At 36.7% G+C, this 24,644-nt stretch carries 29 protein-coding genes; 12 read left to right on the top strand and 17 right to left on the bottom strand.

The features are described 5' to 3' along the window. The first annotated feature begins 251 nt into the window (after positions 1-251). The 3 genes from LMOATCC19117_RS03340 to LMOATCC19117_RS03330 all read left to right on the top strand — a co-directional run bounded on the left by LMOATCC19117_RS03340 (position 252) and on the right by LMOATCC19117_RS03330 (position 3,191). Positions 252-1,931, top strand: a complete 1,680-nt coding sequence (locus tag LMOATCC19117_RS03340; protein WP_003734458.1) for a DUF6044 family protein — start codon at positions 252-254, stop codon at positions 1,929-1,931. An 84-nt stretch (positions 1,932-2,015) separates the two neighbouring features. After that, complete coding sequence (locus LMOATCC19117_RS03335; protein WP_003727246.1) at positions 2,016-2,717, top strand: SGNH/GDSL hydrolase family protein; 702 nt, start codon at positions 2,016-2,018, stop codon at positions 2,715-2,717. 30 nt (positions 2,718-2,747) lie between these two features. Further along, entirely contained in the window at positions 2,748-3,191 is a 444-nt protein-coding gene (locus LMOATCC19117_RS03330; RefSeq protein ID WP_003724367.1) for a GNAT family N-acetyltransferase, read from the top strand. A 27-nt stretch (positions 3,192-3,218) separates the two neighbouring features. Here the strand turns inward: LMOATCC19117_RS03330 and LMOATCC19117_RS03325 are convergent, their stop codons facing one another. The 5 genes from LMOATCC19117_RS03325 to LMOATCC19117_RS03305 form a co-directional block, all read right to left on the bottom strand. Further along, complete coding sequence (locus LMOATCC19117_RS03325; protein WP_003724366.1) at positions 3,219-3,497, bottom strand: DUF3116 family protein; 279 nt, start codon at positions 3,495-3,497, stop codon at positions 3,219-3,221. Positions 3,498-3,513: 16 nt separating this feature from the next. Next, positions 3,514-3,792 carry a hypothetical protein gene (locus LMOATCC19117_RS03320; protein ID WP_003727247.1) on the bottom strand — a complete coding sequence of 93 codons (279 nt, stop codon included), beginning with the start codon at positions 3,790-3,792 and terminating at the stop codon, positions 3,514-3,516. 85 nt (positions 3,793-3,877) lie between these two features. After that, positions 3,878-4,618: a sulfite exporter TauE/SafE family protein gene (locus LMOATCC19117_RS03315; RefSeq protein WP_003724364.1), complete on the bottom strand. Its 741-nt coding sequence runs from the start codon at positions 4,616-4,618 to the stop codon at positions 3,878-3,880. 96 nt (positions 4,619-4,714) lie between these two features. After that, positions 4,715-5,107 (bottom strand): DUF1398 domain-containing protein, encoded by a 393-nt coding sequence (locus LMOATCC19117_RS03310; protein ID WP_003724363.1) that lies wholly within the window; start codon positions 5,105-5,107, stop codon positions 4,715-4,717. Positions 5,108-5,162: 55 nt separating this feature from the next. Then, positions 5,163-5,618, bottom strand: coding sequence for a hypothetical protein (locus LMOATCC19117_RS03305; RefSeq protein WP_003724362.1), 456 nt, complete (start codon positions 5,616-5,618; stop codon positions 5,163-5,165). Between the two features lie 106 nt (positions 5,619-5,724). Here LMOATCC19117_RS03305 and LMOATCC19117_RS03300 point away from each other — a divergent pair, with 106 nt between their 5' ends. Next, on the top strand, positions 5,725-6,867 hold the full coding sequence (locus tag LMOATCC19117_RS03300; protein ID WP_003724361.1) for a serine/threonine-protein kinase: 1,143 nt from the start codon (positions 5,725-5,727) through the stop codon (positions 6,865-6,867). 79 nt (positions 6,868-6,946) lie between these two features. After that, the gene (locus LMOATCC19117_RS03295; RefSeq protein ID WP_003734460.1) at positions 6,947-7,441 is read left to right on the top strand and encodes a DUF5067 domain-containing protein; all 495 of its coding nucleotides are present in this window, start codon (positions 6,947-6,949) and stop codon (positions 7,439-7,441) included. Between the two features lie 38 nt (positions 7,442-7,479). Here LMOATCC19117_RS03295 and LMOATCC19117_RS03290 read toward each other — a convergent pair whose 3' ends face one another. Then, a complete protein-coding gene (locus LMOATCC19117_RS03290) occupies positions 7,480-9,231 on the bottom strand; it encodes a glycerophosphoryl diester phosphodiesterase membrane domain-containing protein (RefSeq protein WP_003734461.1) in 1,752 nt (583 codons plus the stop codon). A gap of 106 nt (positions 9,232-9,337) precedes the next feature. On the opposite strand from LMOATCC19117_RS03290, the gene LMOATCC19117_RS03285 reads away from it, so the two are divergent. After that, a complete protein-coding gene (locus LMOATCC19117_RS03285; RefSeq protein ID WP_003734462.1) occupies positions 9,338-9,580 on the top strand; it encodes a hypothetical protein in 243 nt (80 codons plus the stop codon). Here the strand turns inward: LMOATCC19117_RS03285 and LMOATCC19117_RS03280 are convergent. The 3 genes from LMOATCC19117_RS03280 to LMOATCC19117_RS03270 all read right to left on the bottom strand — a co-directional run bounded on the left by LMOATCC19117_RS03280 (position 9,577) and on the right by LMOATCC19117_RS03270 (position 11,598). Then, positions 9,577-10,110, bottom strand: coding sequence for a GNAT family N-acetyltransferase (locus tag LMOATCC19117_RS03280; RefSeq protein ID WP_003727251.1), 534 nt, complete (start codon positions 10,108-10,110; stop codon positions 9,577-9,579). The genes LMOATCC19117_RS03285 and LMOATCC19117_RS03280 overlap by 4 nt on opposite strands. Before the next feature lie 94 nt (positions 10,111-10,204). Further along, positions 10,205-11,146, bottom strand: a complete 942-nt coding sequence (locus LMOATCC19117_RS03275) for an NADP-dependent oxidoreductase (protein WP_003724356.1) — start codon at positions 11,144-11,146, stop codon at positions 10,205-10,207. Between the two features lie 2 nt (positions 11,147-11,148). Then, entirely contained in the window at positions 11,149-11,598 is a 450-nt protein-coding gene (locus tag LMOATCC19117_RS03270; protein WP_003741674.1) for a MarR family winged helix-turn-helix transcriptional regulator, read from the bottom strand. A gap of 168 nt (positions 11,599-11,766) precedes the next feature. Between LMOATCC19117_RS03270 and LMOATCC19117_RS03265 the strand changes: the two genes are divergently transcribed. Both LMOATCC19117_RS03265 and LMOATCC19117_RS03260 read left to right on the top strand, forming a co-directional pair. Continuing rightward, the gene (locus LMOATCC19117_RS03265; protein ID WP_003724354.1) at positions 11,767-12,393 is read left to right on the top strand and encodes an FMN-dependent NADH-azoreductase; all 627 of its coding nucleotides are present in this window, start codon (positions 11,767-11,769) and stop codon (positions 12,391-12,393) included. Between the two features lie 160 nt (positions 12,394-12,553). Then, complete coding sequence (locus LMOATCC19117_RS03260; RefSeq protein WP_003734464.1) at positions 12,554-14,323, top strand: LapB repeat-containing protein; 1,770 nt, start codon at positions 12,554-12,556, stop codon at positions 14,321-14,323. Positions 14,324-14,365: 42 nt separating this feature from the next. Here the strand turns inward: LMOATCC19117_RS03260 and LMOATCC19117_RS03255 are convergent, their stop codons facing one another. From LMOATCC19117_RS03255 to LMOATCC19117_RS03240, 4 genes are all read right to left on the bottom strand, one after another. After that, positions 14,366-14,665 carry a rhodanese-like domain-containing protein gene (locus tag LMOATCC19117_RS03255; RefSeq protein WP_003724352.1) on the bottom strand — a complete coding sequence of 100 codons (300 nt, stop codon included), beginning with the start codon at positions 14,663-14,665 and terminating at the stop codon, positions 14,366-14,368. A 116-nt stretch (positions 14,666-14,781) separates the two neighbouring features. Next, positions 14,782-16,599 carry an ABC transporter ATP-binding protein gene (locus LMOATCC19117_RS03250; protein WP_003734465.1) on the bottom strand — a complete coding sequence of 606 codons (1,818 nt, stop codon included), beginning with the start codon at positions 16,597-16,599 and terminating at the stop codon, positions 14,782-14,784. After that, positions 16,596-18,320: an ABC transporter ATP-binding protein gene (locus LMOATCC19117_RS03245; RefSeq protein WP_003724350.1), complete on the bottom strand. Its 1,725-nt coding sequence runs from the start codon at positions 18,318-18,320 to the stop codon at positions 16,596-16,598. The genes LMOATCC19117_RS03250 and LMOATCC19117_RS03245 overlap by 4 nt, the downstream gene beginning before the upstream one ends. A 7-nt stretch (positions 18,321-18,327) precedes the next feature. After that, a complete protein-coding gene (locus tag LMOATCC19117_RS03240) occupies positions 18,328-18,789 on the bottom strand; it encodes a MarR family winged helix-turn-helix transcriptional regulator (RefSeq protein ID WP_003724169.1) in 462 nt (153 codons plus the stop codon). A 165-nt stretch (positions 18,790-18,954) separates the two neighbouring features. On the opposite strand from LMOATCC19117_RS03240, the gene LMOATCC19117_RS03235 reads away from it, so the two are divergent. The 3 genes from LMOATCC19117_RS03235 to LMOATCC19117_RS03225 all read left to right on the top strand — a co-directional run bounded on the left by LMOATCC19117_RS03235 (position 18,955) and on the right by LMOATCC19117_RS03225 (position 21,227). After that, entirely contained in the window at positions 18,955-20,295 is a 1,341-nt protein-coding gene (locus LMOATCC19117_RS03235; RefSeq protein WP_003727255.1) for an MATE family efflux transporter, read from the top strand. Between the two features lie 148 nt (positions 20,296-20,443). Continuing rightward, entirely contained in the window at positions 20,444-20,788 is a 345-nt protein-coding gene (locus LMOATCC19117_RS03230) for a DUF4870 domain-containing protein (protein ID WP_003726749.1), read from the top strand. A 52-nt stretch (positions 20,789-20,840) separates the two neighbouring features. Next, positions 20,841-21,227, top strand: coding sequence for a hypothetical protein (locus LMOATCC19117_RS03225; protein ID WP_003726748.1), 387 nt, complete (start codon positions 20,841-20,843; stop codon positions 21,225-21,227). Positions 21,228-21,274: 47 nt separating this feature from the next. On the opposite strand, the gene LMOATCC19117_RS03220 is transcribed toward LMOATCC19117_RS03225, so the two are convergent. The 4 genes from LMOATCC19117_RS03220 to LMOATCC19117_RS03205 all read right to left on the bottom strand — a co-directional run bounded on the left by LMOATCC19117_RS03220 (position 21,275) and on the right by LMOATCC19117_RS03205 (position 23,889). Next, positions 21,275-21,775 carry a GNAT family N-acetyltransferase gene (locus tag LMOATCC19117_RS03220; RefSeq protein ID WP_003726747.1) on the bottom strand — a complete coding sequence of 167 codons (501 nt, stop codon included), beginning with the start codon at positions 21,773-21,775 and terminating at the stop codon, positions 21,275-21,277. Between the two features lie 105 nt (positions 21,776-21,880). Next, a complete protein-coding gene (locus LMOATCC19117_RS03215; RefSeq protein WP_003727256.1) occupies positions 21,881-22,981 on the bottom strand; it encodes a DUF4097 family beta strand repeat-containing protein in 1,101 nt (366 codons plus the stop codon). Continuing rightward, positions 22,974-23,564, bottom strand: a complete 591-nt coding sequence (locus LMOATCC19117_RS03210; protein ID WP_003734466.1) for a DUF1700 domain-containing protein — start codon at positions 23,562-23,564, stop codon at positions 22,974-22,976. Before LMOATCC19117_RS03210 ends, LMOATCC19117_RS03215 begins: the two co-directional genes overlap by 8 nt. Beyond that, complete coding sequence (locus tag LMOATCC19117_RS03205) at positions 23,557-23,889, bottom strand: PadR family transcriptional regulator (RefSeq protein WP_003727257.1); 333 nt, start codon at positions 23,887-23,889, stop codon at positions 23,557-23,559. Before LMOATCC19117_RS03205 ends, LMOATCC19117_RS03210 begins: the two co-directional genes overlap by 8 nt. Before the next feature lie 193 nt (positions 23,890-24,082). Here LMOATCC19117_RS03205 and LMOATCC19117_RS03200 point away from each other — a divergent pair, with 193 nt between their 5' ends. After that, positions 24,083-24,631 carry a biotin transporter BioY gene (locus LMOATCC19117_RS03200; protein WP_003727258.1) on the top strand — a complete coding sequence of 183 codons (549 nt, stop codon included), beginning with the start codon at positions 24,083-24,085 and terminating at the stop codon, positions 24,629-24,631. Positions 24,632-24,644: the final 13 nt, after the last annotated feature.

The raw sequence follows: 24,644 nt of genomic DNA, 5'->3' as shown, positions 1-24,644 counted from the left end.
TTTGTTCTACTTGAATAGTTTTCTTAAAAGTATCATACTCGCTAAAATGGCTTTCTGGAACAAGCCAATCAGACAAAACTGCCTATATAAAAGAGAGAATTGTGACGTTTCCGCCATATTTACAGTTCAATCACACGCAAAAAAATGTTAAAATTATACCTTTTTTAATGAACAAACCTGGTTTCCTTTGATATAATTGAAAATAGTTTTCTCGGGTACATATATAGTAGAGATAATGAAGGAGGAGAACTATGTGGAAAAAGCATAAGTGGCTAATTATTGCTGTATTATTATTGGTAATTTATGTCGCTCCATTATTTATTCTTGGCGGGAACAGTCATGTAAGGATTCATGATAACTTGGATTCTAATGTAACTTGGTACAAAATGGTTTTGGATAGCGGGGATTATACCGCTAAAGTCGGGACAGCAAATATAGATCAAATAATGGATGACAGCGTCCCCAGAGATTCATTTGATTCAGAGTTTGTTGGGATTGATTGGCTTTACATGATTTTCAGCACACCCATTGCCTTTGCGATGAGTCAGTTAATTACACGTGTATTTGCATTTTTAGGATTATTTTTATGGGCAAGGGATTACCTTATTAAAGATAAAAAATATCTCGTGCCACTTTATTTTGTTTCCTTAGCTTTTGCGCTAACACCATTTTGGCCATCAGGGATGTTGAGTACGCTTGGAATGCCGCTTGCTCTATGGGCATTTTTAAATATTAGGAATAATAAACGGCGAATTTGGAATGTGGTTATACTGACGTTGCTTCCATTTTATTCTAGTTTAATATTAGGATTTTGTTTCTTTTTAGTAATGGTTGGATGTATTTGGTTGTACGATGTTTTCAAGAAAAAACAAGTGAATATTCGATTTTTACTTAGCATGCTTTATATGACGCTTCTGTATGCACTTGTAAATTATCGTTTTATTTATGCAATGTTTTTGCACCCCGAACCGGATTCAAGGAGCGAATTTAGTCTACCAGAGTTATCATTTTTAAGTTCTATCCGACTTAGCTTTAAAAATTTCATTATAGGACACACGCATGACCAGGCACTGGCTGGATTTGTTATTATACCTGTATTACTCCTTGTACTTGCACTCATTATTATCAAACGTGAATGGGGCAAAGAAAAACTGTTTTTATGGCTATTTGGCTTTAATTTATTCTTATCTTTTTGGTATGGATTTTGGTGGTATCGTGGTTGGAATGTAATCAAAGAACACGTGGAAATCATGCGGACATTTAACTTTTCGCGCTTCCATTTTTTACAACCGTTTTTATTTTATGGACTGTTTGCACTTGCGATTGTTTATTTAATAAAAAAAGGAAATTGGTGGCGAAAGTTAGCTTATGTGGTAGTTGCGCTGCAGCTTGTTGTTGTTTTCGCTAATAACTCTGAGATTTACTACCGCACTGGAAATGGCTCGCCAAGCATTAATCAATTTTACGCCACGGAGCAAATGGAAGAAATTAAAGATTATATTGGTAAACCGCAGTCAAGTTACCGTGTCGGAAGTATTGGTCTGCACCCGTCTGTTTCCCAAGAAAGTGGCTTTTATACTGTCGATGGCTATGTGAATTCCTATCCTCTTGCTTATAAAAGGGCTTTCCGAAAAATTATTGCTGGTGAGCTAGACAAGAGTCCTGTTTTAGAAGATTATTATGATAATTGGGGTAATCGTTGTTATATATTTTCTGCCGAATTAGGTAAAAACTACGATTTCGGCAAGGATTCGAAAAAACACATTAAACAGTTAGATTTTAATTCAGAGGCATTTAAAAAGGTTGGCGGCGAGTATATTCTATCAGCCGTTCCGATTGATAATGCTTCAGAAGTCGGACTCCAGTTCGAAAAAGCCTTCGATAATAAGGATTCTTACTGGAAAATCTATTTATACAAAGCAACTAAATAAAAGCGTGAGGCGTGATTTTTTCTTAACGAACTAATCGCGCCTTTCGCTTTTTTTGTGGTATGATTAATAAAAGGAGTGATGATTATGAAGAAAACCATTCAGTCAGTTGGTGTTTGGGGCGATAGTATTATGAAAGGCGTTCTTTTCAACCCTGAAAAAAATCGCTATACATTGCTTAAAAACAACTGCATTAAACGAGCATCCGAAAAACTTGGCCTGACTTTTCAAAATCATTCCACAATGGGTCGTACGATAACTAAAGGCCATGAAATTCTAACAAAAGACTTAGCAAAAGATGCAACAAATGATATCGCCATTATCGAATTTGGCGGAAATGATTGTGATTTTAACTGGACGGAAGTTTCCGAAAATCCGACAGCTGAGCACATTCCTAGCACCCCACTTAACATTTTTGAAACGCAATTACTTGAAATGATTGCACGACTAAAAAAACTGGATATTAAACCCATTTTAATGACATTGCCTCCCCTTCACGCAAAACGTTATTTTGAATTCATTACGAGAAATGGACTAAATAAAGATAATATTTTGCAGTTTTTAGGTGGCGATGTAGAGATGATTTATCGCTGGCAGGAACGATATAGCAATACGATTTCGCGCATCGCAGCCGAAACTGGTAGCCATATTATTGATGTCCGTGATAGTTTTCTCGCTGAATTTCATTATGAAAATTTGCTCTGTGCTGACGGTATTCATCCAAACGAGGCTGGTCATATTGCCATGTCACGCAAATTCATTCAGTACGCAAGTTTTCATAAAGCATAAGGAGGAATTTTTATTTTACATTTACAAACTATGACTGCTTCTGATTTAGAAGATTTTTTATCTACAGCCATTACAGATTACGCAAATGAAAAAGTTGAGGCCGGCACATGGGATGAAGAAGAAGCCTTAGCTAAATCCCAAGACTCTTTCAACAAATTGCTATATGACGGAATTACTACACCAAATGAATATCTCTACAGCATTATCTCAGGCGAAAAAATCGGTTATATTTGGTTCCATGTGGACGAAACTCGCTCTGGTAAACATGCTTTCATTTATGATTTTGTGATTTTCGAAGCATTCCGTGGTAAAGGATTCGGAACAAAAACTTTAGAAGCATTAGATGCGCTTGCGAAAGAAATGCAAATTACAAAAATCGAACTACATGTATTTGCGCACAATCAAACAGCTATCGGCTTATATAATAAAGTTGGTTTTCAAAACACTGATATTACAATGGCTAAATATTTATAATAAAAAACAACTTGATTTCCCGGAAAATCAAGTTGTTTTTTTACTATTCTTTTTTAAAAGTTCTAGCTCTGCTAATTTTTCGTGCCCTTTTTCTGTTCGGTAATATCTCGTCTTTTGATTTTCATTCATTCGAAAAATATAATGATACGTTTCTAGCCAATAAATGCCAAACAGCAATTCATTCTTAGTAAAAGCCGCGGCACCAGGGAATTGCATCATTTCGAAAACCAAATGATCCATCGTCGCATTTTGTTCTTCTGTTTTAGATAAAATTTGATAGATCACTGCTTTGGTTGGCTCATCCATTCTATCAATCCCCCTATTAAAACATCCCAATTTCCCCAATATGGTACACAAAATAAATTAAAATTAGTAATAATATGTTAAAACCTAGCAGAATCCATTTTACTAGTTTTTCTTTCACAAAAAAGACACTTATTGTTGAAATTATTCCTAAAAAGAGTGGAATTAATTTATACCAAACGCCTTTTTCTCCTCCTGGTACAATGTCAGAAATATGTAATCCCCATGTTAATATTATCCAAGTTACAGTTAGGATTGTCAGTAAAAATGCAGCAAAATCTGGCCAACTTCTTTTCATCTTAAACCCTCCTACTCTCTCTAAGCTTAACATAAAACAAGCCATGACAACAAAAAAACAAGCTACATTCATAGCTTGTCCGAGGTTAAATCTTAATTAAATTTAAAGCAAAAAGGGCGATAAGTAAAACATTGAATAGAATCGCAATCCATTTTTCATCCAGGAGTTTATTTAATCTTGTGCCAATTAGCGCACCGATGATGGCCCCTGGTATCATGTAAATACCAATCGAAAAGTCACTTCCACCAATGATTGCATAGGAACCGATACTTGCAAGGGACGTCAGTAATGTCACATAACTGGATGTCGCTGATGCTGTTTTTTGATTCAACATGAAAATTAACAGCAAAATTGGTATAACGATTGGCCCGCCACCAATACCAAATAAGCCAGCTAAAAAACCGATAATTACACCGAATACATATGGAATTATCCGATATTCACTTAAAAAATGTGGTTTTTCATTATGTCGTTTCTTTTTCCAAATCATTATCCCTAGTAAAACAACGATTAATGCTCCATACAAAAAGCGATAGACTGCTTCAGGCAACATTTGATTCACCATTGCGCCAAGAAAAGTCGTTGGAATACTAGTTACGGCAATTTTCAGTGCCAAGCCTACATTCCCTTGCTTTCTCTTGTAATAAATACTACAAGTGAAAATCGCCATCGTGAACACAGTAAGAGCCGAACTAAATGCTGCTGTTCCTTGAGAAACACCCATTAAGAGTAGAATTGGCAAAAGAATAACTCCGCCACCTATTCCTAAAAAACTCCCTACCACACTTGTACTTAGTGCAATTAGAAAGTACGTAATTATATCCATTATACTTTACCTCTCTTCTTTCAACTGTTTCAGCATAACATATTTCCAAAATTTAAAAGTACTAAAAAAAGACAATAAGTTATTGTCTTTTGCATTTTAAATACTCGGAATCGGTTCCACGATCAAATCATTTCCCGTATTATCTATATAGGTTACTTTCATTGCAGATAAATCAGCTTCCCACAGTCTGACACCTGCTAGCCCAGCTAGTTTAATAAATATTTCAAAATCTATTTTTCCCGCTTGTGCTTGTTTAATTGCATCTTTCAGTCTGTCGCGTGAAATTTCTTCGGAGATTGGCATAGAAACTCCATTTAACTTGGATTCTACTTGATTATCCATTTCATCCCAAAATACATAAATACCTTTTTCGACTAAAAATTGATATTTAGTTACGCCTAATTCTTTAAAACTTTGAACTACTTTAGGAAAATCTCCGGCGTTTTTTTCACTTGTTGCTGCTTGTAAAATTGTTTGTTCATTAATCATAACTAGTCTCCAATCATTTAGGTCTCCCTAAATTATACACGATTTCTAGTTAAAGCTAAATAAGTGGTTTTTCTTCTTTATATGTTTCGATTAATGCTTCCTCTAAATCATAGAGTGAATCATTCGTTTGGTCTAGCGTATAACCATGATCTAACGCAAAAATAATAATCGCATCCCGCCGATTTTTTGCATAAAGAGGTGGATATTCTGTATATTTTAATAATCTACTTGCTTCTAAACCAGTTAATTTAAATCCAAAAGACAGAGCGATCGTCCGGTCGCGTGACGGTCTTCTAACGCCACTGAAAATTTGGTATCCATATGTTTCATGGAGTCTCGCCGCACGAATGACGCTTGCTTTTGTTAATTTTTTCTCTGCTAATAATTCTTTTAAATAGGTAACCATTTCGCTTGATTTAAATTCCGCCTCGTTTTCATCTAATACTTGGCGTAAATTGGTCGCTTTTTTTAATTCATGAAGTAACTTACTTGTCTCTTTTTCCCCATCCATAAGGCACACCCCCGACTGTTTTTTTCATTATAGCACGAAATATGTACCCGACTACTATGCTTCATGCTATAATTTTACTATAAAGTATAGAAGGGGTTTTAGATAAATGGGAGAAATGACACTCGCTTTTATAGAAGAACAATACAAAGAATTAGATAATCTAAATAATAAAGAAAACCCTGCTGTGCTAACGAGAAATACATCTACTGGAGAATTATTTGTCCGTAAAATAATTCCAAGCAGTTTTGCCCCTGTGATCGAACAGCTTAAAGATTTATCTAGTAAATATTTGCCAAAAATCGAAGTGATGATTCCAAATGGCAATCAATTAATTGTTTATGAAGAATACATAAATGGAAAAAATTTGGCTGATTTAATGAAAGCAAATGCTACGTTTGATGCGGATGAAGTTACGCGGTTAATGCTGATGCTATCTGATGCACTTACAGAATTACACGCTAATGCGATTATTCACCGAGATATTAAGCCATCAAACATTATGATATCTAGCGACGGCGTATTAAAATTAATTGATTTTGATGCTTCCCGTGTATTTGAAGTCGGTAAAAATCAAGACACTGTCAACCTCGGCACAATCGGTTACGCTGCTCCCGAACAATACGGCTATTCACAAACAGACGTGAGGTCGGACATATACAGTATCGGTGTTCTTATGCTCGAACTTTTATTAGGAAAAAATACTTTACCAGATAAAGAACATGCCACTTCGCTTGAAAAAATTGCGATGCAAGCAGCTGCCTTTGATCCTGAACAGCGTTATCAATCCATTCAAGATTTCAGGACAGCCGTCAAAAACGACTCACTTGGCCCAAGCTACGTCTCTGAATTATCCGATTTTACTGAGTTAGATAATTTTTCTACTGAATCTGACTGGGAAAATGTATCCGCGGATTACGAAAAGGACTTTGTTCCATGGTATAAACATATTCCCGGTTTTAGAACAGGGACACCTTGGAAAATGATTGTCGGCGTATTAGGTTATATATTCTTGCTATTTGGTTTATTCACCCCGCCAACCGAGGGCGTCAAAATGTCGCCAATAGTAAACTTTTTTAACAATTTCTTTCTTATCGTTCCTGCTTTTGTCATTTTTACTAATCTTTGTGGTATTTGGTCCAAATTACCTTTACTTAAATCATCCTCTCCTGGTACAAGAAAAGCAGGTATTGTCATTTATATTATCGTTTGTGTAAGTATTTATGGTATTTATAATGAAATCTTTTCCTAGTCCTATGCCCACTGCATAGGACTTTTATTCTCTCCACATGGTCTAATAGAGACAGATAAAAAATGAAGGAGAGAAGAAAATGAAAAAATTGAAAAGCGTTTTACTATTAATGGGGATTGTTACTTTTGCCCTAGCATTAACTGCATGTGGTGGGACAGAGGATAAAGCAAGTACAGAAAAAACAGAAACAGCTAAAGCCGAGACGAAAAAGAAAGCAAATCAAAATGAACTTGGAGATTATAAAGTAGAAATTCTTAGTTCGGAAGTAGTTAAGGATTTTGAAGGTAACAATGCCATCGCAATTAAAACTAAATTCACAAATAACAGCAAAGAAAACATTTCTTTTATGGTAGCTATTGATCAACAAGCTTTTCAAAATGGCACTCAGTTAGAAACAACCGTATCAGCTGATGCTAGTATGGGCGGCTCTGAAAAAGACGTACAACCTGGTGGAACTTTAGAAGTAACTGAGCTTTATAAACTACAAGATACACAAAATAAAGTCGATGTAGAAGCAAAAGAATTAATTAGTTTCAGCAAAAACGCTGTTAAAAAATCATTTGAACTAAAATAAAAATCAGCCGCAAACAGTGCTTGTTTGCGGCTTTTTATTTAAAAGCCTAACCTATTTTCAATACGACTTCGCAAAGAATCATTTTCATTAAAAGATTCCCTAAGCTCTATCGCCTTTTTAGGATAATTGGTAATGATTCCATCTACATTCTTTCGCAAATACATTTGCATTAGTTTTTCTTTATTTACCGTCCAAACAAACACCCTTTTATTATTTTGTCTGGCTTGTGTAAGTAATCGTTTATTAATAGAAAAATCTTCTAAAACAATAAAATCGGCAGATGTTTTTGGTAAGTTTCCAATATTAAGCGCTAATATGATGCCAGTTTCAAGCGTAGGGTCAGCTTGTTCTATTTTTTCGATAACTGGTTGGTCCAACGATTGGACTAGATATTTATCGGTTACTTTTTCTTTCTTTAACAATGTGACAAGTCGTTCCACCATATCGCTAGATTCCCCGCCATGCAACTTCACTTCCACGAGTAAATCTATCTTATTCCTTTTCGCCGTCTTAATAATTTCATCGAAAGAAGCTATATGAGACGAATAGTCGCCACTCTTCACTTTAGTTTGCTGCAACTCGTTTAAAGTCATATCTGCTACTCGTTTAGAACTGCCAGCAAGTCTTCTCAGTGTCATATCATGGAAAACGACAAACTGATGATCTTTGGTTTCTTGAATATCAATTTCGCTGTAATCTGCCCCAGCCTCAGCAGCTGATTCAATGGCTTCCACCGTATTTTCAACAGCATTCATTGTATCACCTCGATGGGCGATTATTTTCGTGTTAGGTTCATATAAAGTCGCATTCACTGTATAAATATTAAAACTACTAAAAATAATGAAAACGATTATCGCTACAATAATAAATCGCTTTTTATGCGGGAACTGGTTGCGCGTCACAAGTGCTGGTTGTCCTTCTATAGCAAAGGCGTTCTTCACTAATAATTGCGCAATGATTCCTTGAAAAATTCCAGCGGCAAAGAAACCTATCACTTGTAGTATGGTTAAAGTAATACCCGCTATAAACACCGCAATTCCCGGAGTTATTTTTTCTATTAAGAGAAGCGGCAACATCATAATCGTTGCGATAATCGATACTAAAAAGCCAATCGCAACAATTATTAAAACCCATTTTAGTAACATGAAAAATAAGTTTTTTTGCGGGTATTTCCAACTTTTTCGGATAGCCCCACTTATTTTTAGTGATTTGTCTTCAATGAAATAGGGCAAAGCAAACACAAGTCTGGCGCTAATATAGAAAATAATCGCAATTGCAATAACATACAGCCACGTTCCCGTCGTCGTTTTCATTAATTCATCCGTAATAAAATGTGGTAAATAGAGGTTTTCTGTTATCGTAATTGGTAAAGATAATCCTGCAATGGGCAAAAGTAAAAAGAAATATAGCAGAAAATAAATTGCTTGATAACTAAGAAAGTATTTCGCTTTTACATTGAGTCTTTGTATGATTTTGAAAACGGTATAGCTTTCTCCCCGCAATTGATAAATTGCCATCATTATAAAGAAACCCAGTTCATAATATATAAACAGTAAAATGAGTAAAGCTAAAATCAGCAGCATAATAACGGCAACAGGACTCGAAAAAACTTCTCCAAGATTGGCATCTGTAATTCCTGGCACTCCGATGACCCGGAGAATAAAGAAAAAGAAATAATAAATAAATGGCCCCATCACAAATGCCTGTAAGATTGTTAATAATAAGGTTACTTTGAGATAATCTGTCTTAAACTGATACAATACTTTAAAAATGTCTTTTAAATCATTCATTTGCTTCTCCCTTTTTTGTTTAATTTTCAAGGCTTTATGGTTTATCCAAGAAGCAAATTTAGTTATAATTAATTCATAAAGTTAACTATTGAAACGAGGTGAAATGATGCATCCGATTGAACAATTGTTAGCAAATAATAACACTACTACCACTGATGTTGAATCCAATACTCGCTTAAAAGAAGGCTCTTTACAGAAAATTATTGACAAAGATATTCGTACTTCTGACATTAGCCTTCGTATTCTTAGTCAAATTGCTATTTTTCTTAACACTGGAGCCGATATTATCGCGAAGCAACTTAGTGATATAGAAGTAGTTAGTGATCTAGTCTTTCTTATTGAAGACTAAACAACCAAATACATCATGGTTACATCTAAATAACGGCTGTCCACTTGCATTAACGCTGGAATTTCACCAGCTTCGATAAATCCAAATTTTTTGTACAAATTAATTGCGCGTTTATTCTCTGATACAGCTTCTAAATAGATAAGCTTTAAATACTCGCTACTTTTAGCGTATTTTATTAATTCACCCATGCAAATTGTGCCAATACCTAGACCCCAATATTTCTTCCGTATCGAAATAGCTAGTTCAGAAGTATGTAATTCTCGCTTTTTCATATGCCCCATAAGTTGAGAAATACTCGCAAGTTCATCATCAATAAAACATAACAACATAACAGAGCCTGGGTTCTTATCATTTTCTTCTATGTATTCAGCTTCTTCCGCTATACTAAACGCAAACTCACCTTGACCAAATGATAAATAATCTGTCTCACCAGCTACTTCATTTAAATAAGTAATAATATTACTAGAGTCCTCTTTTGTAGCTTCCCGAATCATCATTATTTGCCCATTCTTCAATTCTCTTATTTCCATCTAGACACCACCTTTTTTGCTATTATAGCCCATCTAACTTATTCCAGCAAACAACAAAAAAAGCTAGATGATAGCATCTAGCTTTCCGAAAATCTTATTTATTAAATGAAATGACTATTTTTCCAACCGCGTGGTGCGTTTCGCTTAATGCATGTGCATCAAAAACACCTTTTTCAGAGAATGGGAAAGTTGCGCCGACGATTGGTTTAACCGTTTTATTAGCAAGCAATTTGCCAAGTTCTTTCAGCTGTTCGCCGTTTGGTTGCAACCAAATTCCAGTTGCTGTTACATTTTTTTCTTTCGCACGTTCTTCATTTGAAATACCGACGATACTAACTAAACGCCCTGTGCCTTCTTTTAATACGTCATAACTATCTGTTTCGATTTGACCACCCATTGTATCGAACACCACATCAATATCAGAAAGAACATCTTTAAAATTAACTTCTTTATAATCAATGACTTGGTCTGCGCCAAGAGATTTTAGTAATTCATGGTTTTTCGCACTAGCTGTTGTGATTACTTCTGCTCCTGCATGTTTGGCAAGCTGAATCGCCAACGTCCCAACACCACCAGCACCAGCATGAATCAAGACTTTTTCACCTTTTTGTAATTTCGCGTGATCGAACAATGCTTGCCAAGCAGTTAAGCCTGCAAGTGGAATCGATGCTGCTTCGTCAAAACTAATTCCTTCTGGAAGTGGTGCAAGCAAGTGATCATCTACCGCTGTATATTCAGCATACGTACCAAAACGCGTTGTCTCAGGGCGTGCGAATACTTCATCGCCGACTTTCCAATCTGTTACGCCTTCTCCAACTTCGGAAATAACACCCGCTACATCCCATCCTAAAATAATCGGGAATTCCCAGTCCATCATTTGTTTTAAGTATCCTTCACGAAGTTTCCAATCAATTGGGTTAATTGATGTCGCTGCTTCTTTGACAATCACTTGATTTTTACCCGCTTTTGGCATAGCTACTTCTTTTTCTTTTAATTCTTCTTTGCCACCATAATTTTCAATTACAACTGCTTTCATTTTTACTTCTCCTCCATTTTCTCTACATTATTCATCATTTTTGTGACTGATTTAAGTAACGCACTAACTTCTTCTTCTGAAAAGGCTTCTAGCGCCCCGTTCTGAAATTTTTCTTTTTCCAAAAGTAAAGTGGCTAATTCCGCCTCACCCGCTGATGTTAAAAATAAATACGTATAGCGTTTGTTTTCATCTTGCTTTTTCCGAACAATCAGCCCTTGCGCTTCCATTCGCTTCAAATGACGGGTAATACTTGCCGAATCAATATAAAGCTTCTCTCGTAGTCGATTTTGACTTTGACCTGGTGTTTGTTGAATATGAAATAGAATCTCTACTTTCGTAAAACTCATATTCGTTTGTTGTTCAAATACATGGCTAATTTCCTTGGATAATAAGTGCATCCGGTAAAGTAATTCAGATTGTTCTGTACATGGTTTCAGCGTTTTCACCCCCATAGTTGATACGTCAAATGATATATCAACTATTATACGCTTCCTTTCCAAAAGCACAAAATATCTGCTCAAACATTAGCGGCTAATTTTTTGTAAGCAATATACTTGCTGTTTATCGTGAAAATGGGCTACACTTAATAGATAATTCAAAAAAAATGGAGGCAAGATGTAATGACAAACGTACTTTTCATCAAAGCAAATGGTTTACCTGCCGAACGCTCAGTCAGCGTGGCACTATATGAAATCTTTCTAACGGAATACAAAAAGTCCCATCCGGACGATAATGTAACAGAACTTGATTTATTTGAAGCGGATCTACCTTATTATGATGTAACAATGATGAGTGGATTACATAAAGAAGCAGCTGGAGAAACACTAAGCCCAGAAGAAAAACGCTTAGCTGATATTGCTAACAGCTACTTAGATCAATTTTTAGCTGCAGACAAAATCGTCATGGCGTTCCCACTTTGGAACTTCAGTATCCCAGCCCAATTTTTAACATACTTATTCTATTTAAATCAAGCTGGCAAAACATTTAAATACACTGCAAACGGCCCTGTAGGTTTAGTTGCTGATAAAAAAATTGCCCTGCTTAATGCTCGCGGTGGCATTTACTCTGACGGACCAATGCAAAGCTTCGAAATGTCCCTGAGCTATGTAAAAAATGTGTTAGCTCACTTCGGTATCTCTGAGCCAGAAATGGTTATCGTAGAAGGTCATAACGCAAAACCTGATCAAGCAAAAGACATTATCTCTGCAGGAGCAAAAGAAGCAGTAGAATTAGCTAAAATCTTTTAATAAAAAAACCGTGAAAGCGAAAATCGCTTTCACGGTTTTTTTTCGATTTAATTTAACAACACTTTTGATACTATTTTGTTTAACATATTACTAAAAGAGGAATTGTTTTAAGAATACATACGATTATACCGAACAAAAGTTATTAAAGGAGGAAAAATTCATGAGAAAAATGGGAGTCAAAATTGGCTTGTGCGTCCTTTTAATGATGCCATTTACTATATCATTTTCCGCGAATGTCTCAGCGGAAGAAGAAATTAGTGTAAAAGCCGCTCAAGATGTTGTCAACATTCCTGACCCAGTTTTGAAAAGTTATTTAAATGGACTCTTAGGACAATCAAGCACAAGTGATATTACTGAAGCTCAGATGGATACTATTACAAATGTCACTATTAGTAACAGTAGTTTAACTGATTTAACAGGTCTTGATTATGCACATAATTTAACAATTTTACATTTGTCTAATACAGGGGTAACAGATTATGCCTTAGTCGCAAAAATACCTAGCCTAACTAATCTTAGCATTGCCGGAGATAACTTAACAAATGATTCATTACCCGATTTGAATAATTTATCAAACATCACCAACTTAAATCTAAGTCCTGGTAAGCTCGACAATAATGCACTAACTAAATTTAATAAAATGTCCAAGTTAAGTTACTTAAATTTAGACAGTAATCCTTCTATTACTAACATCATGCCACTAAAATCCATTCCAAATTTAGCTACTTTATTTGTCCAGTTTTGTGGAATTAATGATTTCCGTGGAATTGATACTTTTCCTAAATTAGTGAGTTTATCGGCTTACGGACAAAACGTAGGTAGAACCGTTTTAATCAACAGCTCTATCAAAAGCTCTGCATTGAATTTTGATGAAGCAAACCAAACTATCTTTGTGCCGTTTACTTTAATGACTGAACGAGGAGTAAACTTTGATGGCTATTTGTTCCCTTTTACAACTAATACAAGTTCTGCTAGCACGTATTTCACTTTAAATGAGACCAAAATTGACGGTAGCCGTTTAACCATTGACGATAAAGGAATTACGGTAAGTGGAATTACCAAAAGTTATTTTGATACGATTACTAAAATGGAATACAATGCATTATACAATAACCCCGCCGGATCGTATCAAACTCCGCCAAATTTCAATAATTATTCCGTATCAGGGGGAAGCTACGACCACTATTTTGACATCGATCATTCACTAACCATTACAAATGATTCAGCAATAAGTTATGGGGAACAAACCACTGTTACAGAAGAACAATTTTTAAAAGATGTTCATGCTGAGACAGATGATGGAACGCCTGTTACTAGTGATTTTAATACGGTTGTAGACTTTAGTAAACCCGGTGTCTACACGGTGACATTAAATGCCGAAAATGCTGCTGGTTTAAAAGCAACACCAACACAAGTAACGGTGACCATACTTGCAAAACCAGTCATAACAGCAGATAAGAGCATTTCTTACACGAAAGATTCAACCAAGACAGACCAGCAATTTTTACAAGATATTTCAGCAAAAACAAGTGATGGTAGTAAGGTAACGAGTGATTTTGATAGCGTTGTTGATTTAGCCAAAGTCGGAACGTATAAAGTGACTTTAAATGCGGTAAGTGCAGATGGACTAAATGCTGACCCAGTTATTGTTTTAGTAAATGTGGTAGAGGGAAATGAACCTCCGACACCACCTGCTCCCGGCCCTGATCCCACACCAGATCCTACGCCAAATCCTAATAATCCAAATATCAATCCCAACCCAGATAATGGACAATCTGCGAACTCTGAAAACGCATCAAATCCGTCTAACTCAGAAGTAAATGCCGCTTTACCAAACACTGGCGACGCGAGTCAAGCAACTACTGTGTTAATTGGGATTATCATTGCCGGAGTAGCTATCCTCTTCTTCCGTCAAAGAAAACATAGCTAAATAAAAAAGTCGTGACTAGAATTTTAGTCGCGACTTCTTTTTTTATTTAGTTACTATACCGTGAAAGGCTCCCATACCTCCCATTACATTCGTTACGTCAAAGCCTTCTGCAGCTAAAAATTGACTCGCGCGCTCAGAACGACCTCCAGCATAACAGATAATTGTATAAGGTTTCTCTTTATCAAGAGAAGCTAATTTTTCTGGTAGTTCATTAATTGGAATATTTATTGCGTCCGGAATGTGTCCTTCAACAAAAGCATCTGCATCTCTGACATCTAAGATATTATGTGACGCTTTTTTTAAGTCTTGTTCTAAATCATTTGCAGTAATGGATTGATACATCTATTTTCACCTCTTCAATTTCTTCTTTATTAACCATAACGCCTAATCCACCATCAAACAAATTTTTTGCTCAAAAAAAGACAATGCGGCGGGTGAGCCACATTGTCTTCTTACATTTAAACGGCTTGAGCTCCTGTGAACTGACTGTTGTAAAGGTCAGCGTAGAAGCCTTTTGCGTCCAGTAGTTCTTGGTGCGTACCTTGTTCGATTACACTACCGTGATTCATCACGAGAATTAAGTCTGCATCACGAATGGTTGAAAGTCTATGCGCAATCACAAAGCTTGTGCGCCCTTCCATCAAATTACCCATCGCAAGTTGAATGTTTAATTCTGTACGAGTATCTACGCTAGAAGTCGCTTCATCTAAAATCAAGATAGATGGATCAGATAAAATCGCACGGGCAATCGTTAGTAATTGTTTTTGACCTTGCGAAATGTTAGAACCTTCTTCATTCAAGACGGTATCATAACCATTTGGAAGTCTGCGAATGAAATCATCTGCATAAGCTGCTTTTGCTGCTCCGATAACTTCCTCTTTCGTTGCGCCTTCACGACCGTATGCGATATTGTCGGCAATGGTTCCGTTAAATAACCAAGTATCTTGCAGTACCATTCCGAATTTTTCGCGGACAGCATCTTTGGTCATATCGCGTGTATCAATACCTTTCATCCGGATCTGCCCACCATCTACGTCATAGAAACGCATCAGCAAGTTGATAATGGTTGTTTTACCAGCACCAGTCGGACCAACAATTGCTACCATCTGGCCTTCTTCCACATGAATATTTAAGTCAGTCATTAGAGGTTTATCCGGAGTGTAACCGAATTTCACGTGGTCGAATACAATGCTGTGTTCTTCGCCAGCAACTTGATTAACGTTAGCTGGAATTTCGTCTTTTTCTTCTTCTTCATCCATCATTTCAAATACACGTTCCGCCGAAGCAATAGTGGATTGAATGATGTTAGCAATATTTGCCACACTTGAAATTGGTTGCGTAAATAATTGAACATATTGCGTAAATGATTGAATATCCCCCACTTGAAGCGTTCCATTAGTAACAAAAATACCACCGGCCACACAGACACCGACATAGCCTAAGTTACCAACAAATTGCATCACCGGCATCATAATCCCGGAAATAAATTGCGCTTTTTTCGCTGCTTTGAAATAATCTTCATTTACTTCATCAAATTTTACTAACGTTTTCTTTTCTTGACCAAAGGCTTTAATAATCGTTTGGCCACCGTAAGTTTCCTCTACAGTATCATTTAAAATACCTAGATTACGTTGTTGTGCGCCGAAGTAACGTTGTGATCTACCAGCAATAATGGCGACTAAAATAATACTGATTGGAACTGTCACTAGAACGATTAATGTCATTTGCCAGCTTATTGTTAGCATCATGATTAAAACACCAATCATTTGGACAATCGCGGTAATAGCTTGGGTTAGTGATTGTTGCAAAGTGTTCGCGATATTATCCATATCATTAACAGAACGACTTAGAATATCACCATTTGAGCGTGTATCATAATATTTCAGCGGCAAGCGAGCCATTTTCGCCTTTAAATCTTTCCGCATATCATAAACAGTTCGTTGCGCAACACTCGACATGACGTATTGCTGAATGAAACTAAATAAGGAACTACCAAGGTATAAGACTAAAACAATCATTAATATATTGAAAATCTTATCGTTATCAATCCCAGCCGGACTCAAAACACCTTTAAAAATTTCCGTTGTTGCTTTCCCGAGTTCTTTCGGGCTAAAAATGTTAAAAATCGTGGATAAAATCGCAAAGATAAACACGACGATAATTGCGACAGAACGAGGTTTCATATAGCCAAGAAGCCGGAATAGTGTTTGTTTAAAGTTCTTTGGTTTGGCGGTCGTTTGCATTCTCATGCCACCACCTGGACCTGGACCACTCATGCGATTTCCTCCTCTGACAGCTGTGACCTCATAATTTCTTGATAAATTTGATTCGTTTCTTTCAATTCTTCATGTGTTCCAATTCCAGCAATTTTACCTTCATTCATAACAATGATTTGGTCGGAATTGACAACAGAGGTAATACGTTGTGCCACAATGAGTGTCACCGCTTCGGTTGTTTCAGCTTTCAAAGCCTCACGCAGTTTCGCATCCGTTTTGAAATCGAGCGCCGAGAAACTATCATCAAAAATATAAATTTCTGGTTTTCTAATTAAAGAACGTGCGATGGAAAGACGTTGTTTTTGTCCTCCAGAGAAGTTGTTCCCGCCTTGTTCTACGCGGCTTCCTAAACCATTTGCAAGTTTAGATACAAAGTTTTCCGCTTGAGCTGTTCGAAGTGCTGCCCAAATTTCTTCGTCGGTTGCATCTTCTTTTCCGTAGCGCATATTAGAAGCAATTGTTCCTGTGAATAGAACCGCTTTTTGCGGCACAAGACCAATTTTTTGGCGCAAACTGGATTGATCCATTTCACGCACGTCAATTCCATTAATTTTTACAACACCACTTTCGACATCATAAAAACGTGGAATCATATTAATCAAAGTAGACTTACCAGCACCAGTACTTCCGATGATTGCAACTGTTTCCCCAGCATTAGCTTCAAAAGTAATATCTTCAATTACTGGTTTTTCAGCGCCTTCATAGCGGAAAGTAACATGTTCAAAAGAAAGTTTTGCTGGTGGTGCACTTGTTTTTGGATTTTCAGGGTTAAGTATTTCTGCATTCATATCTAAAACTTCATTAATACGCTCAGCAGAAGCTCCGGCACGTGGAATCATAATAAATACAGCAGAAAGCATCATGAAGGACATCATAATTTGCATCGCGTATTGAATAAACGCCATCAAGTCCCCTACTTGCATATCACCATTGCCAATAAAAATCGAACCAATCCAGACAATCGCAATGGAAGTTAAGTTCATCAGTAGCATCATTAATGGACTCATAAGAGATAGCAGTCGGTTAACTTTAATCGCCGTAGTAGCATAGTCAGCGTTTGCTTCTTCAAATTTTTCGAGTTCATCTTCATTGCGGTTAAAGGAACGCACAACACGAATCCCGGTTAACCCTTCACGAATAACGCGGTTTAATTTGTCCATTTTCTTTTGAAGCGATTTAAACATCGGCATTGCTTTTCCGCCAAGAATAACTACTAATAGGAGTAGTAGCGGTAAAACAACGACAAAAATAAGCGATAATTTCGCATCTCGTCCAACTGCCATAATAATACCGCCGAGTAGCATGATTGGCGCCATCACCATTAACCGCATCATCATATAAAGTACATTTTGGATTTGAACAACGTCATTTGTCGTTCTCGTAATCAGCGAGGAAGTTCCTACTTTATCAAATTCTTGTAAGGAAAAGTCCTCTACCTTTGTAAAAATTTTATCGCGTAAATCTTTCCCGAATCCCATCGAAATTCTGGATGCGAGATAAACGACGATGACCGACAAAATAACTGAAGCAAATGATATAAGTAACATTTGCATTCCAGTGCTCCAAATGTAGTCTGTATCGCCTGTTACAACTCCTTTGTCGATAATGTTCGACATAAGCGTCGGTAAATAAAGCTGTCCAATGACTTGCCCGAAAGTAAGGACTAATACGGCCGTAATGCTCAGCCAATAAGGTTTTAATCTTTTCATCAATTTCATCATTTGCGGTTTATGCCTCCTTATTTTCGGATTTTGTGTTTAAGTAATCTGTCAGTTTTTCTAGGAGTGTAATCAATTTTTTCATATCGTCTTCGCCTAAAAACTCCTGCATATCTTCAAAACTAGCTTGAAATTCATCGAGCATTTTTTCTGACACGCCTGCTCCGACTTCTGTTAATTCCACATACATCGAGCGCTTATCTTCTGGGTTTTGAACACGTTTAATGAGTCCTTTTCCTTCCAAAGATTGAATCATTTGCGTGACGCTTGGTTTTGAAATTCTAAGCATGTGACCAAGATCGGAAACACGAATTTTTGGCCCTCTGCTTTTAAGCCCACGAGATAAAATAAAAATAAATCTTGTTTCAGATTTACTGTAACCCGGAATTTGGAAACTCTTTATTTCAGCATGCTTAAAATTCATGAAAGCCTTGATTACTGAGTGCCCCAAGTCTTGATTTTTCGAAGACATTTCTCCACTTCTTTCTATCATTTGATTAGTTTACCTAACTAATTATATGAGATATTCGATTTTTGTCAAGCGATATCTTGGAGCGATTTTGAAATTAATCTATACTTTTAACTTTAATTACCTTATAATGGCTTTAATTGTGTTAATGCGAAGGGAGGGAAATAAGTGAGTTCAGTACATAAAGTCGCCAGCATAAGTCTTTTTACGCTTGCTTGGCCGATTTTTCTAGAGCAATTTTTACGTCTGATGATTAGTTATATTGATGTCTTTATGTTGGGGCATTATTCAGATGATGCGGTAGCTGCGACAGGGGTAGCAAATCAGATTCTTGTTATTTCTATTATTATTTACGGCTTTATCAGTGTTGGCGTACAGATTATCGTTGCCCAAATGATTGGTGCCAAAAAACATAAAGAAATTGAAAATGTGATTACAAATGGCTTAGTGGTCGCTTTCTTAATTGGAATTGTGATGAGTATTATTTTCATTTTTATGTCGAAAAACTTCCTGACTTGGATGGGAATTGATCCTCATTTAGTTCAAGTTGGTGCACCGTTTTTAGAAATTATCGGTGGAAGCTCGGTTGTTATCGCTATTCATGCTTCGATTTTGCCTATTCTCCGGGCGCATGGTTACGTAAGACAATCCATTCTTGTTCCTGTGACGATTAGCATTATCAATGTTGTCGGTAATTACTTATTCCTGTACGGCCCGCTTGCATACTTAGATTACGGGGTAGCAGGTGTTGGTATTTCCACTGCTGTCGCAAACTTCGTCGGAATGGGTCTAGCCATCTGGATGCTGCGAAAATATATCGGCTATACTTTCCATTTCAAAAAACTGGAGCAAGTTTCCAAAAAATTACTTTATTCGATTTTACGACTTGGCCTTCCCTCTGCTGGGGAAAATTTATCGTATGCCGGCTCGCAACTAGTTGTTACCGCAATTATTGCGATTCTTGGTACAGAGGCGCTTACCACAAAAGTTTATGCTTCGACGGTTAGCCAGTTTGTCGCACTCTTTGCTATCGCGCTCGGTCAGGCCTCTCAAATTATTATCGGTCGCGCGGTTGGTGCAAAAGAAATCGATAAAGCTTATAAGCAAGGTCTACGTAGTTGGAAGATTGGTTTGGTTGTCGCAATTGTGGTCAGCGTTTCGATTTACCTTTTCGCGGAACCAATTATGAGTTTATTTACTACCAATACCGAAATCATTGCGATGACGAAAGAATTGTTCTTACTTTCGATTTTCCTAGAACTTGGACGTGCGACGAATATTATCATTATTAGCAGTCTTAACTCAACAGGCGATGTTCGTTTTCCATTTATATGCGGACTTATCGTTATGTGGATTGTTAGTTTGCCGTTCTCCTATGTACTTGGTATCTCTGCTGGTCTTGGGCTTGTAGGTGTTTGGCTCGCCTATATTATTGATGAAGGCGTTCGAGCTGTTCTAATGTACCGAAGATGGCGCAGTAAAGTTTGGTCCCTAAAATCAGTCATATAAAGAAACGTCTCTTTGATTTTTTCGAAGAGGCGTTTTTGTATATGACAAAACTGTCATCTTCCTCTGTATATCGTCACCTAATTCGATGGTTCCATTTCTCTTTCCCCGCTATACTAGACTTATAAACAAATGAGAGGATAGATGAGAAATGTTAGATAAAAAAATTATTAGTGCGCTTAGTTATTTCAGTCTTTTCTTTGCCCCGGTCATTACTCCCGCGATTATCTGGTGTACAACAAAAGATAAAGAAATTCGGCATCATGTAAGATGGGCACTCCTCACACAGACAACTTTTGTCGCTGGTGTAGTTGTAATGATTTTACTTTACAACAATGTGCCATTTAGTACCAATAGTGCAGATACCATTAACTTTCTTGCCTTAGCTACTGTATTTTTTATCGTTTTTCTAAATGTATCGATACTCATTTTCAACTTGATTCGAGGAATTACACGTATCGTAAAGCATAGTGACGATAATTGGGCTAGATGTTAAGCTAACTTCCTAATTTATGCTATAATATAGTGTACTTTAGGAGGTTTTTTTGATGCGTTTTATTATTGCTTATTTATCGATTTTTGTTTTAGGAATTTTTTCTACGCTTTTAGTCGAAACAATCCTCTATGACAACGTTACGCCACAGCTTGTGTTTTCAGCGATACTTTTTGCAGCTCCTGTAATTTTAGTTGCTTCTACGTTAGGCGAAATTTTTTACGGGTTTAGCAAAAAAGCTAGTTACTTCACATTTGCTATATGGGGCTTCGCTTACGGGGTTGTTGCAGCAGTCATCATTTTAAGTATTATCCAAGTTTCTGGTATGCTCATTTCTGTTGGCGTATCCATTCTCGCAGGAGTTATCATGGCGCTACTTGCCATCATCTTCTTCTTTTTACGCGGTGGAAAATCTACCAGTGGAAAAGCCGCTACGAAATAAAAAAATGTCTATCCTAATTGATTCATTCAACTAGAATAGACATTTTTTTATTCTTCTTCAAACGCATGATGATTCAAATTAAAACGAATTGTCTCCAGCGGATAACCGTAAAAATCCTCGGTAAATTCCTCCACTTGAACAAACCCTTTCGCCTTATAAAAATGAATCGCTGTTTCGTTTCCTTTTTCGACGTTAACGAACATTGGTAATGGCACGTGAAATAGAGTCATTCCTACTTCTAAAAGTTCTGTACCAAGTCCGCGTTGTGTCACTTCTGGTAGTAAATAAAATGCTGCGAGTTCGCTCTTCCCCTTTTCAAGTTCAATAAAATTCGCAAATCCGATTACTTTGTCTGCTTGTTCCACAACAGCAAAAGGAGTCGCTGAAATACGATTATGAAGCGTCTCAACGTTATAAAACCTTTCCAAAAAATCGTCTTGTACATCGCCTGGAATTAAATCTTGATAGGTATGATGCCACGAAGTAATCGCTACATGCTGAATGGCTTCAGCATCCGAATTAGTTGCTTTCCTAATATGAAAATTCATCATCCATTCCCCTTTCACTTGCGCAAATTGATGAAACAGTTTATCTGACTTTACCCCTTTTTAACAAAAAGAATGCGCTAATTAAATAATTAGCGCACTGATTTTTTATTTTTCGATTTTAATATCTCCGGAACTTGTTTTCACCGTTACTCGGTTATCGGTATTTGAATCACTCGTTGGTGCTTTAACGCTACCTGAATTACTACTTGCTTCATAAATAGCTTTAAAATCACCCGGTAGATCAAGTTCAACTTCACCAGAATCTGTATTGATTTCGATGTTTTTTACTTGTTTGATAAAAGCTACATCGATATCACCTGAGCTTGTTTTTGCTGTTACATCATTCGTTATGCCTGCAAGTTCGATTGCTCCTGAGTTGGATTCCGCTTGTACTTTACCTTTTGTACTTGCATCAATGTCTCCGGAACTTGTTGTTAACACAGCTAGGTCAGTTACAGTGCCACTAGTCAACTCAATGTCTCCTGAATCGATGGCAATTTTAAGTTTCTTCGCTTTAACACCTGTAACATTCACATCGCCTGAACCACCATTTACTTCTAAATCACCTGTTAAATTAGTAAGGTCCGTCTGTCCAGAACCAGTTTCAACTGAGCTATTTGCTTTCATATTCGATAATTCCAAGTCCCCAGAAGAAGTAGCCATTTGAGCAGTATTTGCTTCCAAATTACTTACTTTTAACTCACCTGAGTTGGTAGAACTAACAAATTTCTTTACTTTAAAATCAGCTACATTGATATCCCCAGAATGAGATTTCACTTCTAAATCAGCTAATTTAGTATCTTTTGTTAAATAAACGGTTACTTTTTGTTGACCGTATGCGTATATTTTGCCAAAGCCGTTATACCAATCCTCTTCTTCAGGAACTGTAATATTAAAGGACGTTCCATCTTCCGAAACTGGATCTAATTTTTGAATGGCTTTTTTATCATTAGCAGAGTAATTACCTTTTAGTTCGATGTAATTTTTTCCATTTGTACTTTCTTTCCATTCAAACGTTACGTCGCGCTCGGAAGAAAAAGCAATGGAGTTAATACTTTCAGCTGATAAGTCCCACTGTTTTGTAAGTGGTTCACCTTTTTCTATCATATTACCTTTGTTCATCGTTAATGCTACACCGATAGCACCGATAATAAATAGTACCAAACCAGCGAAAAATAATTTTTTACTTAAGTGATGTTTACGCATTTTTTCCGCCTCCCTTTACCGCATATTTATGCCACTGGATAATCGCCATTGTTACTTTACTTGTAAGCTGAGTTAGCGCGTTTGCTACAAATAAAAGCATTAGCCCCAAACCTACAAGGCCAATAGAAACAAACATTTGATAAAATTCGAAATCAGCACCAAAAATAATTCCTACGCCAAGTATAACTGGTGATAAAAGGAACCCACCAACCGTCGCCCAAAGTGAGATAACCAAGGACCATAGCGAAACCATAATTGGAATGATAAGACAAATATCTAAGAAAAATAATCCGACACCTATTAAAATTTGTTTACTCACAGATCTATTTTCATTTTGATTTTTTCGCGGGACATAATAATAATCCATTTCTGCCGGTTCTTCACGAATACCACGTTCGCTGATTATATCCGCAGCAATTTCTTCTGGGCTCCCAAGGTCAAAAACGATTTGCTCCTCGCTTTTCCCTGCTTCAATCCCATTTCTAAAATGCTCCTGATAGTCCGATAGTAACTCTCTCCGTTCTTTCGGATCAAGCAATTCCAGTCGTTGGTTTAATTCATTGAGAAAATCTTGTTTATTCATTTACTGCATCCCCCTCTGTTAATAGCTTTGCCACACTGTCTGTAAAATTATTCCATTCAGAAATAAGTTCATTCAAGTAAATTTCTCCTTTTACTGTCAACTGATAATATTTTCTTGATGGACCTTCATTTGATTCTACTAAATAGGTAGAACAATATTCTTCTTTTACTAATCTTCTAAGTACTGGATAAATAGCACCTTCAGCTACTTCAATATATTTAGACACTTGATTTGCTAATTCATAACCGTAACAATCTTTCTTTTGAATTAAAAATAAACAGCAAAGTTCTAACACACCTTTTTTGAACTGTGGGTTAACCTCCATGCTAACTCCTCCATTCTGTTATATTGCACACTAGTAACAAGTATTCACTACTATATATTGTTCACTACCACTATAGTTTAACATACACTAGTGTTCATTGCAAGGTACTGGTTAGAAAAAATAGTATTGTTTTTTCAGGAAATAAATGTTAACCTATTTTAGTAAAAAGTTTACATTAAGGAGAGATATGTTTATGCGTGATCAGAAATTGAAATTTTTAGTCGTAGATGCTTTATTCGCAGTCATCATTGCTTTACTTGCACAAGTTGCTATCCCACTTGGTCCAATCCCCCTTACTGGGCAGACGTTTGCCATTGGGTTAGCTGCAACCATTCTTGGAGCTCGTCATGGTACAATATCTGTTTTAGTTTACATTGTTCTTGGCGCTGTGGGTATTCCTGTTTTCCAAGGTATGACAGCAGGAATTGGGATTCTTTTTGGGCCAACTGGCGGATTTATTGTCGGATTTATTTTTAATGCACTACTTACAGGTTGGTTGCTCGAAAAAACAAAATTCACTGTTCCTTATGCAATCGTTGCTAATATTTTAGGAGCCATCGTTACGTTAATTTTCGGGGTTTTATGGCTTAAAGTTAGCACTGGACTTGACTGGCCGACCGCCTTTTTAACAGGCATGGTACCTTTCATTATTCCAGGCATTATCAAAGCGGTTTTTGCGGCGTTATTAGGGATTCTCATTCGTGATCGTTTGATTAAAGCCAAATTACTTCGAGCATCCTAAGTCCCATTAATAC

This window comes from Listeria monocytogenes ATCC 19117 (assembly GCF_000307025.1).
Taxonomy (GTDB): domain Bacteria; phylum Bacillota; class Bacilli; order Lactobacillales; family Listeriaceae; genus Listeria; species Listeria monocytogenes_B.
Note: the sequence above shows the minus strand (reverse complement) of the source record. Positions and strands in the feature narration are given on the sequence as shown.